Genomic DNA, 15,866 nt, shown 5'->3' with positions numbered 1-15,866 from the left:
GGGGGGGGGAATTCAAATGACAACTAAATTGTGCCTCGCGCTCGGCGCGGCAGCGGCCTTGGCTTCACCGCTGTCGGCGCAGGACGCGCAGTTCCGCCAAATCGTCGAGAGCGCCAACGCCAATGCGCCGACCCCCGCCGGGGATATGGTGAAGGCCAGCCTGCTTGAGACGCTGCAAGCCATCGCGCGCGACAAGGGCCAGTGCGTTCCGACCGGCGTCGCGGTTCACGGCATCGAGAGCGCCACCGCGGTCCGTGCCGTCGTGCTGAGCGTCCAATCCGGCCAGCTGAGAAATGCCTGGACGGTCTACGGCCGGGGAGAAGGTTGCGAGGGCGCGCCGCAGTTGCGCTTCATCCTGTTGGGCTTGACCGACGGGGGATTGCGCGTGGCCGCGATCAACGAGGGCGAAAGCCTCGCCAATCTATCGCTGATGCAAGATGCGAGCAGCCTCGCGGCCTTGTCCGCTTTCCAACTGGTCAGGGCCGCCGAACCACAATGCGCCGGAGACGGGATGCAGATGGGACCGACCCGTATTCTGGAGCGGAGCGCTGATCTCGGCCCCAACTATCACGGCGTCTATTTCTCCGGGTCGTGGAAGGAGGCATGGACCTTCACCGTGTGCGGGAAGAGCGCCGAGGTGCCGGTCGAGTTCACGCCGGACGGCCAAAGCGGCGCCAGTTTCCGTGTCGTCGGGACCGAGGCGCGGCTTCTCGATTAGCGGGCCGGGGATTGTTCTTTGGAATCCCGTGCCTCCCGCTTCCGCTCCCCACTTCCCAATCGCCCGATCTCCCGATAGTCGGCGGCCATGGGTTTGACCGCGCTCGACATCCTTGTGCTCATCCTGGTCGGCGGCGGGCTCGTGCTCGGCGGGATCCGGGGTTTCGTGTGCGAGATCCTGTCGCTGTTCGCCTGGGTGGCCGCGATCCTCGCTCTGTCCTATTTCCACGATCCGGCCACGCAGGCGCTGCATGGGCCGATCGGCACATGGGCGGGGGCCTCGATGGCCGCCTTCGCGCTCGTCTTTGGTCTGGTGTTCCTCGCCGGAAAGCTGCTGTCGCGCTATTTCGGACGGCGGGTGCGCACCAGCGTGGTGGGGCCGATCGACCGCCTGCTCGGCGCCGGCTTCGGCGCGCTCAAGGGCCTGATCGGCGCCACGCTCCTCTATCTCGCCGCCAATCTGGTGCACGACACCTTGTGGGGACGGACGGCCGAGCGCCCGGAATGGATGGCGCAGTCCCGCACCTATCCTTTGCTCCATGCCAGCGGCGTGGCGATCGTCGATCTGGTCGAGGCGCGGCGCGGGCCGGAGCGGATCGAGCAGGACGATCCGGGCGCGGGGACCAACGAATGATCCGCCTCCACGACACGATGGCGCGCGAGAAGCGCGCGTTCGAGCCCGCCGATCCCGGGCGGGTCACCATGTATGTGTGCGGCCCCACTGTCTACAACCGCGCCCATATCGGCAATGCCCGGCCGGCGGTGGTGTTCGACGTGCTCGCCCGCTTGCTCCGCCACGTCTACGGCGCCGAGGCCCTGGTCTATGCCCGCAACGTGACGGACGTCGACGACAAGATCATCGACGCGGCCAAAGTGGAAGGGGTCGATCCTTCCGAGATCACCGCCCGCTACGAGCGCTTCTATCTCGAGGATATGGGCGCGCTCGGCGTCCGTCCGCCCGACATCGCCCCCAAGGCGACCGGGCATGTCGGCGAGATGATCGCGATGATCTCGCGGTTGATCGATGCGGGCAACGCTTATGAAGCGGACGGCCACGTCCTGTTCCACGTCCCTTCCGACCCCGGCTACGGCGCGCTCGGCCGCCGCGACCGCGAGGCGATGATCGCCGGCGCGCGGGTCGAGGTCGCGAGCTACAAGAAGGACGCGGCCGATTTCGTGCTGTGGAAGCCCTCGCCCGAGGGCGTGATCGGCTGGGACAGCCCCTGGGGCCGCGGCCGGCCGGGCTGGCACATCGAATGCTCGGCGATGATCAAGGCGCATCTGGGCGAGACGATCGACATCCATGGCGGCGGGCTCGACCTCATCTTCCCCCATCACGAGAATGAGATCGCGCAGAGCCGCTGCGCCCATGAAGGCGCGCCGCTCGCCCGCTACTGGCTCCACAACGGCTTCCTGTCGATGGCGGGCTCGGAGAAGATGTCGAAGAGCCTCGGCAACGTCGTCACGGTGGCGGAGCTGCTGGAGCAGGGGCACCGCGGCGAGACGCTGCGGCTCGCCTTGCTGTCGGCCCATTACCGCCAGCCGCTCGAATGGTCGCCGCAGCTCCTCGCCCAGTCGAAGGCGACGCTGGACCGGCTTTACCGCAACGCCGAAGGCGCGGCCGGCGCGCCCGACCAGGGGGTGCTCGACGCTCTCGCCGACGATCTCAACACCCCGCTGGCTCTGTCGCGGCTGGCGCAGCTCGAAGGCCCCGCGCTGCGCGCGAGCGCGGCCCTGCTCGGCCTGCTGGAACAAAGCGCGGAGGCCTGGTTCCAGGGCGAGGGCGACGATCGCATCGACGGGCTGGTCGCCGCCCGCACCGACGCGAAGAAGCGCCGCGACTTTGCCGAGGCCGACCGCATCCGCGCCGAGCTGGCGGCCGAAGGCGTGGTGCTGGAGGACGGCCCCCAAGGCACCACCTGGCGGCGGGCCTGAAGCCCCTCCCCGGTACGGTGAGGCGGCAGCCCGCAGGGCTGACGGAGGGGCTGCTCAGGAGTCGGTGCCAGCCCCTCCACCCCCGCCTTAGGCGGCGGTCCCCCTCCCCGTACCGGGGAGGAACGAAGTAGCCGACTTCGCCTGGGCCTCCTATATCCTCCTGGTGACCCTCTACACGCGCGATATCCTTCGATTGGCGGTTTCGATCCCGCATCTTGGGCGGCTGGAGCGGCCGGACGGGTCGGCCGAGCGGCAGTCGCGGCTGTGCGGCAGCCGCGTCACGGTCGACGTGCGCCTCCGCGACGGAAGGATCGCGGGAATTGGACTGGAGCTGAGCGCCTGCGCATTGGGCCAGGCGTCGGCCAATCTGCTGGCCACCCACGCGATCGGCCGCAGCGGCGACGACATCGCCGCTGCCCGCGACCAGTTCCGCCAATATCTCGAAGGCGAGAGCGAAGATCCGGGCGCCTGGCCCGGCCTCGGCCTGTTCGCCGCGGCGCGCGACTATCCGGCGCGCCACGCCGCCATCCTCCTCCCCTTCGACGCCGCCGCCGCGGCGGCCGATGCGCCCGGAGCCGTTGAAGAACATATGCGCGTACGGTCCTAGGCCGTTCAGTCGATTTTCTGATCGCAGAGGAATATTCTTCGTTTCCTCGCCTCCGGCCATTTTCCCGTGGACAGCTTCCAAGCACACGATATCCCTCCTCTTTGGGGCCCGCTGCCGCGAACAGGCGGTGCGGGAAGGGGGGAGAGGCGCCGGTGCGCTCTGATTGCTCGTGATCGATGTTGCGGATGTACCGCCGGAGGCCGGCGATGCGCCCGAAACAGCCGCCGCGCCGGACACCGCGCTTGCCTGCTTTATCCTGCTGGCGCGCTATCTGGGCGTCCCAGCCGAGCCCGAGCAGCTGCTGCACGAGCGCGGACGCGGACGCGACCCCTATTCGCTCGAGGATCTGGCGCGGGCCGCCAAGCGGCTCGGCCTGTTGGCGCGCCTGCGCCGCTGCCGCGCCGGCGACATCCGCAAGATGCCGCTCCCCGCCATCGCGGAGCTGACCGACGGCACCGCCGCGCTGCTGCTCAAGGTGGAGGAGGGGGCGGACGAACCGCGGGTGCTGGTCCAGCGCGGCGATCGCGACACGCCCGAAGTCTGGACGGGCGCCGAGCTCGACGACCGTTTCGCCGGGCGCCTGCTCCTCATGACCTCGCGCGAGAAGATGGCGGGCGAAGGCCGGCCGTTCGACATCAGCTGGTTCATCCCCGCTCTGGTCAAGTACCGCCGCCCGTTGCGGGACGTGCTGATCGCCTCCTTCTTCATCCAGCTGATGGCGCTCGCCTCGCCGATCTTCTTCCAGCTCGTCATCGACAAGGTGCTGGTCCACCATTCGCTGACCACGCTCGACGTGCTGGCCTTCGGGCTGGCCGTCGTGCTCGTCTGGGAGACCGCGCTGTCGGGGCTGCGCAACTGGCTGTTCGCGCACAGCACCAACCGGGTCGACGCGGAGCTCAGCGCCGGCATGTTCCGGCATCTCCTCAACCTGCCGCTCTCCTATTTCGAGGCGCGGCGCGTTGGCGACAGCGTGGCGCGGGTGCGGGAGCTGGAGCGGATCCGCGAATTCCTGACGTCGAACGCCGTGACGGTGGTGATCGATCTGTTCTTCACCGTCGTCTTCTTCGCGGTCATGTATCTTTACAGCCCGCTGCTGACGCTGATCGTGCTGCTGTCGATCCCGATCTACGTCCTCATCTCGGTCTTCATCACGCCGCCGCTGCGGGCACGGCTCGACGAGAAGTTCCGGCGCGGTGCCGAGAACCAGGCCTTTCTGGTCGAGACGGTGACGGGGATCGGCACGCTGAAGTCGATGGCGGTGGAGCCGTTGATGCGCGACCGCTGGGAGAAGCAGTTCGCCGGCTATGCCCAAACCGGCTTCTCGGTCGCCAAGCTCGCCAACTGGGGCAACCACCTCATCCAGATCGTGTCGAAGCTCACCACCGTCGCCATCCTCTATTTCGGCGCCAAGGCGGTGATCGCGGGAGATCTCAGCGTCGGCGCGCTCGTCGCCTTCAACATGCTGGCCGGGCGGGTGGCGGCGCCGATCCTTCGGCTGTCGCAGCTCTGGCAGGATTTCCAGCAGGTGCGCATCTCGGTCGACCGGCTGGGCGACGTGCTGAACGCGCCGGCCGAGCCGGAGCACAATCCCAATCGCGCGTCGCTGCCGCCGATCCGCGGCCGCATCGAATTCGACAAGGTGCGCTTCCGCTACCGCCCGGACGCGCCCGAAGCGCTGCGCGGCGTCGTGCTGGACGTGGCGCCGGGCGAGATGATCGGGATCGTCGGACCGTCGGGATCGGGCAAGTCGACGCTCACCAAGCTCGTCCAGCGGCTCTACGTGCCCGATCAGGGGCGGGTACTGGTCGACGGCGTCGATCTCGCGCTGGTCGATCCCGCCTGGCTGCGGCGCCAGATCGGCGTCGTCCTGCAGGAGAACATCCTGTTCAACCGCAGCGTGCGGGAGAATATCGCGCTCGCCGATCCCACCCGGCCGATGGAAGCCGTGCTCGCCGCCGCGCAGCTCGCCGGCGCCCACGACTTCATCCTGGAGCTCCCGCACGGCTACGAGGAGAATGTGCGCGAGGATGCCGACACGCTCGCCGCCATCCTGGCGCGGAGCCAAAGCGCGGTCGGCGGGCTGCAGGTCAGCCAGGCGGCGAACCAGCTTCTCGCCCTGTCGATCAAGCAGCAGCTCCAGCTCCAGACGCTGATGGCGTCCGAGTTCCGGAGCGCCGCCGTCGAACGGGCCGAGCGGGCGCAGTCGCAGGTAGAGGGGCGGGCCGCGACCCGCCGCTTCATCGGCTCCGGCCGCGCCTACACGCCCGGCGGGCGCTGAGACTTCGAATGGGCGCGGCGGCTTCGGCCGCCTCGCCCGCCGCGGGGCTCCAATGCCCCCTTGAGGACGCCCCGCGGCACCTCCTTTCTCCCTGAACTGGACCGGCTCCGATGGGTGACATGAACGTGATCGACCGCTTCATGGCGGCGTTCATCCAATATATCGACAGCGGCTTCGGACTGCTGGGCGGCGACGTCGCCTTCCTGAGCACCGTCCTCATCGGCATCGACGTCACGCTCGCCGGCCTGTTCTGGGCGATGGGCGGCGAGGACGACATCATCGGGCGCTTCCTCAAGAAGATCCTCTATGTCGGCGCGTTCGCGCTGATCCTGGGCTCCTTCTCGACGCTGGCCGACGTCATCTTCCGATCCTTCGCCGGCCTCGGCATCACCGCGGGCGGCGGCGGCATGACCGCCGACGACCTGCTTCGCCCGGGCTATGTCGCCGGGACCGGCTTCGAGGCGGCCAGGCCTTTGCTCGACCAGGTCGGAGAGCTTCTCGGGCCGATCGCCTTTTTCGACAATTTCCTGACGATCGCCGTGCTGATGATCGCCTGGCTGTTCGTGATCGTCGCCTTCTTCGTGCTCGCCATCCAGCTCTTCATCACGATCATCGAGTTCAAGCTGACGACGCTCGCCGGCTTCGTGCTGGTGCCGTTCGCGCTCTGGAACCGCACCTCCTTCCTTGCCGAGCGGGTGCTCGGCAACGTCGTCTGCTCGGGCGTCAAGGTGATGGTGCTCGCCGTCATCGTCGGCATCGGCTCCGGCTTTTTCGACGAGTTCGTCCGCGCGGCGCAGGGGCAGGAGACGGATCTCACCCAGGCGATGAGCCTCGTCCTTGCCAGCCTCGCTTTGTTCGGCCTCGGCATCTTCGGTCCTTCGATCGCCTCGGGCCTCGTCGCCGGAGCTCCCCAGCTCGGCGCCGGTGCGGCCGTGGGAACCGCGGCAGCCGCGGTCGGGACCGTGGCCGTCGGCGGCGGCGCGGCCGCGGCGGGCGCCCGAGGCGTTGCCGGCGGCGCGATGGGCGCGCTTCGCGCCGGAACGGCGATGGGTTCGGCGGCGTCGACGGCTTACCGGCTCGGCCAGGAGACGTCGGGCTCGAAGAGCGTCGGCGCCGGCCTCGGCGGAGTGGCCCGAGCAGGCGTCGCCGCCGCACGCGACAAGGCGAGCTCGGCGGCGGGCCTCGGCGAGGCCGCGGAGCGCGGGAGGCGCGCCGCCTTCTTTGCCGGGTCCGGCTCCGGCGGATCCTCCGCTTCGGCCTCGGCGGGAGGCGGCGCCCAGGAACCGCCCGCTTGGGCGCGGCGCCTGCGCTCGGAGCAGACCGCCCGTCACCACCGCCATGCCGCGCTCCAGGCGGTTCGCGAAGGCGACCGGGGAGGCGCGGGCGCCAATCCCGACATCAGCGAAAGGGAGGAATAGACGATGAAGTTCAAGCGCGCCGTCCAGCGCTACGGCCGGACGCCGGAGCCGGAGACGCCCTTCCAGCGGGCGGGCCAGCTCTGGGACGAGCGGATCGGCTCGGCGCGGGTCCAGGCCCGCAACTGGCGGCTGATGGCCTTCGGCGGCCTGATCCTCTCGGCCGGGCTTTCCGGCGGCCTCCTCTGGCAGTCGATGCAGAGCCGGGTGGTTCCCTATGTGGTCGAGGTCGATTCGCTGGGCGAGGCGAGGGCGGTTGCGCCCGCGGCCGCCCAATACCGGGCGACCGATCCGCAGATTGCGTGGCACCTCGGGCGCTTCATCGTCAATGTGAGGTCGATCTCGCTCGATCCCGTGCTGATGCGCGAGAACTGGCTCTCGGCCTACGACTTCGCGACGGAACGCAGCGCGCGCTTCCTCAGCGAATATGCGCGGACCGCCAATCCGTTCGGGTCGGTTGGCGACCGCACCGTCTCGGTTCAGGTGACGAGCGTCGTCCGCGCGTCGGACCGCTCGTTCCAGGTCAAATGGACGGAGACGGCCTACGAGCGGGGCAGCCTCGCCGGAACGACGCGCTGGACCGCGATTCTCGGCGTGGTCGTGAGGCCGCCCGCCTCCGCGGATGCGCTGCGCAAGAACCCGCTCGGCCTCTATGTCGAGGCGATCGACTGGTCGCGCGAGCTCGACGTCCCCGTGCCCGCTTCTCCCTCTGCCGGCGCCGCGCCGCCGGTGCAGCCGGCGCCCGGGCCTTCGGCGTCGGTGCCGAGCGGCTCGCCGCTCGATCCCGATCTCGGCGCGGAACCCGCGCCCGAACCCACCGCGCAAAGGAGCTCCCGATGATCAGATCCACCCTTCTACTGGCCTCCTCCGCGCTGGCGCTGTGCGCCTGCGTCGGCCGAACCGAGGCCCGGCCGCGATCCGCCGAAGCCCCGCTCGCGCAGGCCGTACTCGTCGAGGAGGCTCCTCCCGAGGTTCCGGCCGCGGCCGCCGCCGAAGCTCGCGCACCGATCGCCGATGAGCAGCGTCTTCCGCTCCCGTCCCAGGCTCCGGCGCGGGAGGCGGCGGCTCCGACCTCGCGCGTCGAGGCCGCCAACCGCGCCGCCGTGCGCGAGCCGAGCCGCCAATCCTATGTCGAGGCGACCCAGGTCTATGCCTGGGCGGAAGGAGCGCTCTACCGGCTCTACACGGCGCCCGAACGCGTGAGCGAGATCGCGCTCGAACCGGGCGAATCCCTCGTCTCGGTTGCGGCCGGAGACACGGCGCGCTGGGTGATCGGCGACACGACGAGCGGCTCGGGCGCCGGCCGGCGGACGCACATCCTCGTCAAGCCGACGGCGGTCGGGCTTCGGACCAACCTCGTCATCACCACCGACCGGCGTGTCTACCACGTCCAGCTCGAGAGCACGGCGCGAACGGCCATGGCGAGCATCTCCTGGACCTATCCGCACGACGCGCTTCTCGCCGTCCGCCGCTCGGAGGCGGCCGAGGCTCAGCCGATCGCCGGGGGGCGTGCCGTCGAGACGCTCAACTTCGGCTATCGGATCGAGGGCGACGATCCGCCCTGGCGGCCGGTCCGCGCGTTCGACGACGGCAGCCAGGTCTTCATCGAATTTCCGGCCGGCCTCGCCCAGGGCGAAGCGCCGCCTCTGTTCGTGCGAGGGGAGGGCGGCCGAGCGGAGCTGGTCAACTATCGGCTGCGCGGTCGCTATTATGTCGTCGACCGGCTGTTCGCCGCCGCCGAGCTGCGGCTCGGCGAGCGCCGCCAGCAGGTGGTGCGCATCGTTCGCGAGAACGACCGGCCGGGCCGGCGCCGCGGGAGGCCGTCGTGAGCGTCGCGGCCGAAGAGGGCGAGCTCGGCGCGGCGCGGCCGAAGGAGGATCCCGAAACGCTCGTGCTGCGCGGCAGCCCGCGCCCCGTCGTCCGGTTCCGCAGAGGCCTCATCATCGGCCTGACCGGAGCGGTCGCGGCCGGCCTGGTGACGGTGACCTGGCTCGCGCTCGAGCCGCCGAGCTTTCGCATGGCCGCGGAAGAGGAGGCCGGCGGAGCGGCGGCCAAGGGTCCGCCCGACGCGCTCGCGGAGGCGCCGAGGAGCTATGGCGAGGTGCCGCGTCTCGGGCCCCCGCTTCCGGGCGACCTCGGTCGACCGATTCTGGAGCACCAGAGGGAAATGGCGGACCCCGGAGTGGGGACGGGGCCGGGCGCGACGCCTCAGCCCGACCCGCGGGTGGCGGCGGCGGAGGCGGAGCGGCAGCGGCTCGCGGCGGCGCGCGAAGCGGCGCGAAGCTCGGGCGTGCTCGTCCAGTCATCCGGCCGGCGGGAGAGCGGTGCACCGGCGGCGTCGGTCGGCGCCGGCGGGGAGGGGGGCGCTGCCCCGGAGGCTGCCGTGCCGGCGCCTCAGGAGGCAGGCGGGCGCGGAGCGACGGCGTTCGGCCGGTCCGGTCCGGGCGACGTCAATCCGCATCCGCTTCGCGCCGCTCCCTCGCCCTGGACGCTGAGCGCCGGCACGATCATTCCGGCAAGCCTCGTCACCGGCCTCAACTCCGACCTGCCGGGGACGGTGATTGCGCAGGTGACGGAGAATGTCCGCGACAGCGCGACCGGCCGCACCGTGCTGGTTCCGCAGGGGGCGCGGCTGATCGGGAGCTACGACAATGTCGTCGCCTTCGGCCAGCGGCGGGCGCTGCTCGTGTGGCAGCGGATCGTGTTTCCCGACGGCTCCTCGATCCGCCTCGACAACGTGCACGTGACCGACCTCTCGGGCTATTCGGGCGTAGCCGACGAGGTCGACTTCCGCACCCGGAGGCTCCTGACCGGGATCGCGCTGTCGACCCTGCTCGGCGTCGGCACCGAGCGCAGCTTCGGAAGCGGCGAATCCGATCTCGTCCGCGCCGTCCGAGAGTCGACTCAGCAGAACGCCGCCCGCGCGGGCGACCGCATCACGCAGCGCAACCTCGACATTCAGCCGACCATCACGGTCCGCCCCGGCTGGCCGCTGAGGGCCGTGATCCACAAGGATCTCGTCCTGCGCCCGTGGAGAGGATGCTGGCAGAGCTGCGCCTGCCCAAGCTGCCCGACCGGGTTCCGGTCAAGCTCGCGATCAGCGTCACGCCCGAGCTCCACCACGCGCTCACCGATTATGCCCGGCTCTACGAGGAGACCTACGGACAGGCCGAGCCTGTCCCGGACCTCGTCCCGGCAATGCTCGCGGCGTTCCTCGACGGCGATCGCGCGTTCCGGAGACGGAAGGGGAGGGGCAAGTGAGCGCCTCGAGTGCCGGACCTCCCCCGCTCGAGCCGATCAGCGTCCGGATACGAGAGGCGGTCCGTCTGACGGGCCTCAGCCGCTCGCGCATCTACGAGCTGATGGCTGCGGGCGACATCGAGTTCGTGAAGGTGGGGAGTTCGACATTGATCCTGGTGGTCAGCCTCCGCACCTTCATCGACGGCAAGCGCCGCCAATCCAAGCGCGGAGGGCAGCTCAGAGTGTGAACGGCTTCGAGCTGAGCTTTGCGCCAGCGGCCATAGCAATGCGCGGTCACTGTGCATATTTCCCGCCGGGGAGGCCCTGATGGCGCTGCAGTTCAACATGCTCCTTCTGGACGAGGGCATCGCCCCGTCCGACGTCCGCCTGCTGAGGCATCAGACCGGCAAGGTGCCGGGGCGGACGCCTTATACCCTGTGGCGCGACGATGTCGCCGCGTTCCAGCAGTACCAGTCGACCCAGGATCCGGCACCGCGGCAGCGCTCTCGCTTCCGCGCCCGCTACTGGGCCAGCTTCGTCGCGCCGCCGGACGGCAGCACGATGTTCGTGGGGCTCTATGAGGTGAAGCTGGTGGGCTCGGTGACGGCCGGACAGATCGATCCGCTGACGCTGCGCGAGGTCGGAGCCGACAAGGGGCTCACGGCCTACGACCAGTATGATTGCCGGCCGATGGTGGAGCTCTCGGACTATATCGGGCGCCTCTTCATCCATTGGGGAGATTCATCAAGCGCCGCTCGCGCGTGGACCCAGCGCGCCGACCAGCAGGACAAGGAGATCGTCGAGCTGCGGCGGACGTTCCGGGAGGAGGAATTTCCCGGCTTCACCCAGATTATCCGGCCGATAGACGAGATCGAGGCGATGCCCTCGGCATGGAAGCAGATCCTGTCGGCCAGCCGGGGCGTCTACCTGCTCGCCTGCCCCAAGACTCGGGAGCATTATGTCGGCTCCGCCTCCGGTGAGGGCGGCTTCCTGGCGCGATGGCGGGAGTATCTCGCGACCAATCATGGCGGGAACGCCGGACTGCGCGATCGGGAGCGTACCGCTTGGCAGGTCAGCATCCTCGAGGTCGCCGGATCCTCGGCGAGTGAGAAGGACATTCTTCGCATGGAAGCGAGTTGGAAGCAGAAGCTTCACAGCCGGACGATCGGCCTCAATCGGAACTGATGGTCGACCGCGGTTGGGCCGGTCCTTGGGGCCGGTGGGGACGCTGTTCGAGAAGAACCGGCGTTCTAAGGCGTCCAACCCCTAGGCACCGGATGTCGGATCAGGTGGAGCCTGGAGGCGTGTCGATCTTCGCGTCTTCTACCACCTATCGCGGGCTCGAGAATAGCACCTCTCCGGTGCGGGAATCGACGACTTCAAAGAGATCCGCCCGTCCGTTGAAAAGGCAGAGGTCCAGGGTTTCCTCGTAGGGGCGCCGCATGCTCGGCGTGCTCACATTCCTGCCGCAGAGAACCGGCCGACCAGGGGCCCAGTCCGTCAGCGTGCCGCTGATCCGAACCCTTAGGCTGCGGGAGAGCTGACGCGCCGCATCCCCCGACACCTGCGTGGTCCAATAGGTCCTCCAAGAGGTATCGGGCATCGCAAAGCCGCCGATCGCCGTCACGACTTCACGGCTCCGCTCGACTGTAAATTGCGCGCCGAAGCCATTCGTGGCGGTATAGCTTCCGAGCCGTGTCTTTTGGCAGCGGAAGCTTCGAAAGGTCACCATCGTGCCGAAGTCGCTAATGCCCTGGCCGGTCGGAAACATCCGGCTGCTTCCGCTTGCGAAGTCGGACTTGATGCCGGTGCCCTCGGTAGCACCGACTTCGAGACGTCCGTCCTGTGGCCAGAACCCCCAGCTAGGGAAGCCGTCACAGATGAGGTTGTCCGGGCCGCGCTCTAAAGGTGTTACGGTGTAGGAGAAGCGGCGACCGGCGACAGAGGGTAGGGCGGGCGGCATGTCGAATTGATCGCGCGGTGCGAACGAGCGCACTCGGCTAGCGAGGACCTCGAGATCATCTCCGCTCAGCGTCGCCCCGTGCTGTGCGGGGGGAGCAGGCGGTGAACCGACCGGCACCGCTGGAGCAGGCGGCGACGCTGCGGGCGCCGGCGCGGCAATCCCGGCGCAATCCGCCGAGACGATATCCCGAACAACTGTGGATCGCCCTGCAGGCGCGACGCTCATCCGCAGAGTGATGCCGTACACGTCCAGCGCTCTCCGCAGGTTAGGATCGCGACAGACGACGCCCAGGCTGCTCTGCCGATACTGATCCGCGAACGCGTCGACGTTGGTCCCGCGCGGCGGCGGCGAAAGATTCATAATGAATGTCCGAGGCCCGGCAGAAGCGCTGACTACCCCCGGTGGAAGATTCCTGTTTGTGGCCGCAACCATGGTGTCGACGACTGTTTGAGCGTCCGAGGCCGCAGCCTGTCCCTGCGCCAACAGGCTCAGAAGAATCAATCCGAATACCACGATGCTTTGCCCCCAGCGCTCTCGTCTGAAGACACGATGGTCTGGATCGCGCCGCCTTGCAATGAGGTGTGGCCAGCCTCGCCCAATAATCTCAGCGCTTCTAGCTACCCCAGCTGCCGCGGCGGCGAGAGGAGAGGACGCGGGCGATTTTTGTCCCACTTCCAACGGCCTGGGCACTGGGTGGAACCTATACGGAACCTATAGCGGATTCCAGGTTCCACCCGGCCGGTTGGCCGGGTATGGTGCCCGTCTAAGTACAAGGATTTTAAAGAGAAAGGTGGTGGACGCACTAGGGCTCGAACCTAGGACCCGCTGATTAAGAGTCCAGTGCGGCCTCAGCGTTTTCAATGGCCATTCCGACATTTCGTGCTTTGTTCACGCTGTTGCATATCAATGCCTTAGCCGGCTTGTCGGAACGAGAATAGAGCGGCGTCGGCGTCTGCTTCGCGCCACATGAGGACGTGCCGCCCGATTCGGCCGCTGCTCAAGAGCAGACCTTCGTTCAGTCCCCGGTGAACGCCGTTTTCAACCCATCGCCCATGCCAAGCTCTTCTGAGATGTGGTTCAGGCAGATTAGGTTGGTTGCGGAAACTGTGCTATGGCTTCGGTATCGCAGGCATGTCCACAAGCAACTTGTGACTGAGAGACTTTGCGCTCCCGCTTGAAGCAGGAGATCGAAGTGACCCATGAGACCGCCGCAGCGTCCCCCTCAGTTCAACCCGTGAACGAAGCGCCTAACGGACGAGATGAAGATCTCCGGCGCTTGGGCATCATGTCGCATGAGCATACCACCTACGAGTGGAACGGGTATCGCTACTCGAACGCGGCCGACGCCATCGCGGCTGCCAAACGAGCCTCGAAATGAGCCGTTGGAAGCTGCCGAACAATGGCTTTGAACGATATATCTTGCGTCGCGTCGTTTTCCCTCGCCCGTTCACCCTGGGCAACGCGCCCGAAGTCTATCCTGCAGGCGTTTACGATGTCGAAACCAAGGAGCAGCCGCTGGAGGCCGGCGGACACACGGCATATGTGCGCACAGCCACCGTCCTCATTGTTCCGACAGTCTCCGGCACTTGCAGCCGCGAAGTTCGGAGCAGCGAGTTAGATGAGGCAATGTTGCGCGACCGGGATCACGGCGGACCACTCGAACCCAGCGAAAATCCAGATGCCCGTGACGCTGGGGCTGGGGCTGGGGCGGCGCTTCCGTGAACGACAGTCCGCAGCGTGAAACAAGCTACGACGACGAACGATGCGCACTCCGGCCATGGCACGAGCCAGGAAGGTAGAGAGACCGAAGTCGCAGGGCCATCCTGTGTGTTGAGGCGAGCCTGGAGCTGCGGCCTGGAGACCCTGGTTTTGCCCCTGTTCAGCTCGAAATGCCAATTGCAGACGCAACGGACATGATGCGCACCAGCGCAAGCCCTATCGATGCGCTTCGCACCGTTCCGGTTCGCTGGACGCTCTGACGCCGCGCCTCGTGCCTGGCGATCATCTCAGGCCCAAGGCCTTCAGCTGAGAGGGCTGCAATGACCAATAACTTTGTAGAAGGAATGCTCGACACCGCGGAGCGCAGCAAATCCGAAAAGCGGCTCGACAACGTGCGCGAGCAGGGCGGCTTCTTTGTTGAAGCAGTTCGCCTCACGAGAATGCCGATGATTGTCACTGACGCAACGCTGACCGGCAATCCGATAATTTTCGCAAACGACGCTTTTCTGTCGCTCTCGGGCTACGCTCTCGAGGAGATCACTGGACAGGATCCGCACTTCATGGACGGGCCGGACACCGATCCCGCCGCGGTGCGCCAGTATGAAGCCGCCATGGAGCGCGGTCTCGACGCCAATGTAGAACTGGTGCAGCATCGCAAGAATGGCGAAGCGTTCAGGGCCATGCTCTTCGCCAGCCCGCTCGACGACGGGCAGGGCCGAGTGCTCCATCACTTCCTCTCATACTTCGATGTGACGCGGCGCTTTGAGGCAGAGCAGTCTCTCCGGCAGTTGACTGGCGAGCTGGAGGCTAAGGTCATTGAGCGGACAGCCGAGCTAAGCGAGGCAAACAGAATTTTGGGACGCTTGGTCCAGGAAAAGGAGGCGCTGCTCGCAGAGGTGAATCACCGGGCCAAAAACAGCCTCACGATCGCTTCGTCGCTCCTTGGGATTCAGAGCCGGCGGCATGCCGATCCGAGAGTGAGGACGTTGTTCGCAGAGGCGCAGGATAGGCTGATAGCAATGTCGCGGGTCCACGATTTGCTGAGCAAGTCGGAAACATCGCAGCACGTCAATCTAGCGACTTACCTGAGCGATCTTTGCGAAGCGCTGCGCCAAATCACAGAGCGGGACGATGCATCCTCCTCACCGTCGAGAGCGACGACACGATCCTTCTGCACGCCGACGTAGCAATCCCTCTGGGGATAATTGCGACAGAACTGATCACCAATGCCGTCAAATACGCTTTTCCGCCTCCATTGTGCGGCACAATCTCGGTGATGGCACGGCGGACCCACGGACGGGAGATCGAGTTCGCCGTGCGGGACGATGGCCGTGGGATGGGCGAGACGCGCGAGGGCTCCCTCGGGTATGGTTTGGTGAAGACGCTCGTGAAGGGATTGAGAGGCGATCTGCGCGTGACTGATCAACCAGGTGTAACAGTCGCGGTAGTGTTCAAGACATAGGTGTTTGGCGAAGTGACGCTAGGGGTCGCCCTTGGATCGCTTGGGGCCGCACGGTTCGCGAATGCCAGATAGATCAATGAAGCGGAGGATGGACCGCGTCCGCCCTTCAACGCGCTTCTTTCGGAAGCAGGCCGACGGCTTGCGGCCAATCTGACCCTCGTGAGGTACCCTCTTGTTCGGGGTGCGTCCGGTCGTGGATGTTGAGCAGGGACGAAGCGATCGCCAGGCTGTTCTTGGCCCTGTGATTCGATCTCGATCAGCATAAGGTCCTTTTCCTCGCCGGATCGCACCAGAGCGGCATTGGCCAGCGTGAGATCCAGCGTCCGCACCCGGACGACGGTCTCCATTTTGCGATCTGCGTCGAGGCGCGGATGCGCCTCTTCCTGGTTGCGCGAATGAGCGAACGCTAGCTTCTCCGCCGTCCGGGGCGCCGGCCTCGGAGCCTCCAGCCACTTGCCCATATCCCCTTTCCTGTTCAGGAGCGGCGCGCGCGCCGGTTCCTAGGTGGCGGGGCCTCTCGGCCCCGCCGG

The 15,866-nt window shown here is 67.4% G+C and carries 15 protein-coding genes and 2 pseudogenes; 15 read left to right on the top strand and 2 right to left on the bottom strand.

The window, feature by feature from the left end; genetic code table 11:
* The 12 genes and pseudogenes from ACK4K7_RS16010 to ACK4K7_RS15955 all read left to right on the top strand — a co-directional run.
* Positions 1-718: hypothetical protein (locus ACK4K7_RS16010; protein WP_431867501.1), on the top strand; the 718-nt coding region annotated here is incomplete at its 5' end.
* 93 nt (positions 719-811) lie between these two features.
* Positions 812-1,351 carry a CvpA family protein gene (locus ACK4K7_RS16005; protein ID WP_431867503.1) on the top strand — a complete coding sequence of 180 codons (540 nt, stop codon included), beginning with the start codon at positions 812-814 and terminating at the stop codon, positions 1,349-1,351.
* Complete coding sequence (gene cysS / locus ACK4K7_RS16000; RefSeq protein WP_431867500.1) at positions 1,348-2,652, top strand: cysteine--tRNA ligase; 1,305 nt, start codon at positions 1,348-1,350, stop codon at positions 2,650-2,652. The genes ACK4K7_RS16005 and cysS overlap by 4 nt, the downstream gene beginning before the upstream one ends.
* 163 nt (positions 2,653-2,815) lie before the next feature.
* Entirely contained in the window at positions 2,816-3,259 is a 444-nt protein-coding gene (locus ACK4K7_RS15995; protein ID WP_431867499.1) for an iron-sulfur cluster assembly scaffold protein, read from the top strand.
* Between the two features lie 169 nt (positions 3,260-3,428).
* Positions 3,429-5,537 (top strand): type I secretion system permease/ATPase, encoded by a 2,109-nt coding sequence (locus ACK4K7_RS15990; RefSeq protein ID WP_431867498.1) that lies wholly within the window; start codon positions 3,429-3,431, stop codon positions 5,535-5,537.
* 110 nt (positions 5,538-5,647) lie between these two features.
* Positions 5,648-6,955 carry a P-type conjugative transfer protein TrbL gene (trbL, locus tag ACK4K7_RS15985; protein ID WP_431867497.1) on the top strand — a complete coding sequence of 436 codons (1,308 nt, stop codon included), beginning with the start codon at positions 5,648-5,650 and terminating at the stop codon, positions 6,953-6,955.
* A 3-nt stretch (positions 6,956-6,958) separates the two neighbouring features.
* Positions 6,959-7,792 (top strand): conjugal transfer protein TrbF, encoded by an 834-nt coding sequence (gene trbF / locus ACK4K7_RS15980; RefSeq protein ID WP_431867495.1) that lies wholly within the window; start codon positions 6,959-6,961, stop codon positions 7,790-7,792.
* Complete coding sequence (gene trbG / locus ACK4K7_RS15975; RefSeq protein ID WP_431867493.1) at positions 7,789-8,781, top strand: P-type conjugative transfer protein TrbG; 993 nt, start codon at positions 7,789-7,791, stop codon at positions 8,779-8,781. Before trbF ends, trbG begins: the two co-directional genes overlap by 4 nt.
* A 188-nt stretch (positions 8,782-8,969) precedes the next feature.
* A pseudogene (locus ACK4K7_RS15970) lies at positions 8,970-9,965 on the top strand (TrbI/VirB10 family protein); the annotation flags it as partial.
* A gap of 26 nt (positions 9,966-9,991) precedes the next feature.
* Positions 9,992-10,213, top strand: a complete 222-nt coding sequence (locus ACK4K7_RS15965) for a DUF2274 domain-containing protein (RefSeq protein WP_431867491.1) — start codon at positions 9,992-9,994, stop codon at positions 10,211-10,213.
* On the top strand, positions 10,210-10,440 hold the full coding sequence (locus tag ACK4K7_RS15960) for a helix-turn-helix domain-containing protein (protein WP_431867489.1): 231 nt from the start codon (positions 10,210-10,212) through the stop codon (positions 10,438-10,440). Before ACK4K7_RS15965 ends, ACK4K7_RS15960 begins: the two co-directional genes overlap by 4 nt.
* Positions 10,441-10,519: 79 nt before the next feature.
* Positions 10,520-11,377, top strand: coding sequence for a GIY-YIG nuclease family protein (locus ACK4K7_RS15955; RefSeq protein WP_431867487.1), 858 nt, complete (start codon positions 10,520-10,522; stop codon positions 11,375-11,377).
* Between the two features lie 145 nt (positions 11,378-11,522).
* Here the strand turns inward: ACK4K7_RS15955 and ACK4K7_RS15950 are convergent, their stop codons facing one another.
* Positions 11,523-12,668 (bottom strand): hypothetical protein, encoded by a 1,146-nt coding sequence (locus ACK4K7_RS15950; RefSeq protein ID WP_431867485.1) that lies wholly within the window; start codon positions 12,666-12,668, stop codon positions 11,523-11,525.
* Between the two features lie 861 nt (positions 12,669-13,529).
* Here ACK4K7_RS15950 and ACK4K7_RS15945 point away from each other — a divergent pair.
* The 3 genes from ACK4K7_RS15945 to ACK4K7_RS15935 all read left to right on the top strand — a co-directional run bounded on the left by ACK4K7_RS15945 (position 13,530) and on the right by ACK4K7_RS15935 (position 15,336).
* The gene (locus ACK4K7_RS15945; protein ID WP_431867484.1) at positions 13,530-13,877 is read left to right on the top strand and encodes a hypothetical protein; all 348 of its coding nucleotides are present in this window, start codon (positions 13,530-13,532) and stop codon (positions 13,875-13,877) included.
* 341 nt (positions 13,878-14,218) lie between these two features.
* The gene (locus ACK4K7_RS15940) at positions 14,219-15,061 is read left to right on the top strand and encodes a histidine kinase dimerization/phosphoacceptor domain -containing protein (RefSeq protein ID WP_431867502.1); all 843 of its coding nucleotides are present in this window, start codon (positions 14,219-14,221) and stop codon (positions 15,059-15,061) included.
* Positions 14,971-15,336 carry an ATP-binding protein gene (locus tag ACK4K7_RS15935; protein ID WP_431867483.1) on the top strand — a complete coding sequence of 122 codons (366 nt, stop codon included), beginning with the start codon at positions 14,971-14,973 and terminating at the stop codon, positions 15,334-15,336. Before ACK4K7_RS15940 ends, ACK4K7_RS15935 begins: the two co-directional genes overlap by 91 nt.
* A gap of 106 nt (positions 15,337-15,442) precedes the next feature.
* On the opposite strand, the pseudogene ACK4K7_RS15930 reads toward ACK4K7_RS15935, so the two are convergent.
* Positions 15,443-15,571: pseudogene (locus tag ACK4K7_RS15930) on the bottom strand (hypothetical protein); the annotation flags it as partial.
* Positions 15,572-15,866: the final 295 nt, after the last annotated feature.

Source organism: Allosphingosinicella sp. (genome assembly GCF_046295735.1).
Classification (GTDB): Bacteria; Pseudomonadota; Alphaproteobacteria; order Sphingomonadales; family Sphingomonadaceae; genus Allosphingosinicella.
This window is presented reverse-complemented; position numbering and strand designations above follow the sequence as displayed.

Excerpts from the sequence above, each read along its gene's own strand:
- cysS (WP_431867500.1), top strand. The coding sequence starts at position 1,348 with ATGATCCGCCTCCACGACACGATGGCGCGCGAGAAGCGCGCGTTCGAG.
- trbL (WP_431867497.1), top strand. The coding sequence starts at position 5,648 with ATGGGTGACATGAACGTGATCGACCGCTTCATGGCGGCGTTCATCCAA.
- trbF (WP_431867495.1), top strand. The coding sequence starts at position 6,959 with ATGAAGTTCAAGCGCGCCGTCCAGCGCTACGGCCGGACGCCGGAGCCG.
- trbG (WP_431867493.1), top strand. The coding sequence starts at position 7,789 with ATGATCAGATCCACCCTTCTACTGGCCTCCTCCGCGCTGGCGCTGTGC.
- ACK4K7_RS15965 (WP_431867491.1), top strand. The coding sequence starts at position 9,992 with ATGCTGGCAGAGCTGCGCCTGCCCAAGCTGCCCGACCGGGTTCCGGTC.
- ACK4K7_RS15955 (WP_431867487.1), top strand. The coding sequence starts at position 10,520 with ATGGCGCTGCAGTTCAACATGCTCCTTCTGGACGAGGGCATCGCCCCG.
- ACK4K7_RS15945 (WP_431867484.1), top strand. The coding sequence starts at position 13,530 with ATGAGCCGTTGGAAGCTGCCGAACAATGGCTTTGAACGATATATCTTG.
- ACK4K7_RS15940 (WP_431867502.1), top strand. The coding sequence starts at position 14,219 with ATGCTCGACACCGCGGAGCGCAGCAAATCCGAAAAGCGGCTCGACAAC.